This is a genomic window from Streptomyces hilarionis (genome assembly GCF_024539675.1).
GTDB classification, from domain to species: Bacteria; Actinomycetota; Actinomycetes; order Streptomycetales; family Streptomycetaceae; genus Streptomyces; species Streptomyces hilarionis.
The window spans coordinates 1-255 of record NZ_JAHHIT010000804.1 but is presented as its reverse complement, the minus strand read 5'-3'; the positions used below and the strand labels follow the sequence as shown (position 1 = coordinate 255).

The following is a 255-nucleotide window of genomic DNA, read 5'->3' as shown; positions in this document are numbered from 1 at the left end:
ATGTAGCTCGTCGACCACGATGTAACGCAGGTTCTGGAACAGCCCGGCCAAACTAGAGCCCCTGTTTAAGAATAATGCTTCCAGAGACTCAGGTGTGATCAGCAGAACGCCTTTGGGAGACTTGAGGAACTTGTGTTTTTTGCTTGCTGACACATCACCGTGCCATGCCACAACAGGGAGATCCAGTTGCTCACACAGTCGACTCAGTCTGTCCCACTGATCGTTGATGAGTGCCTTCAGTGGGCTGATATAGAG

Annotated in this window: 1 protein-coding gene; it reads right to left on the bottom strand. The window is 51.0% G+C overall.

Annotation, left to right across the window (positions count from 1 at the left end):
• Positions 1 to 255 (bottom strand): DEAD/DEAH box helicase (locus KMS84_RS44735; protein WP_256921639.1); only part of this gene is annotated, 255 nt, incomplete at both ends.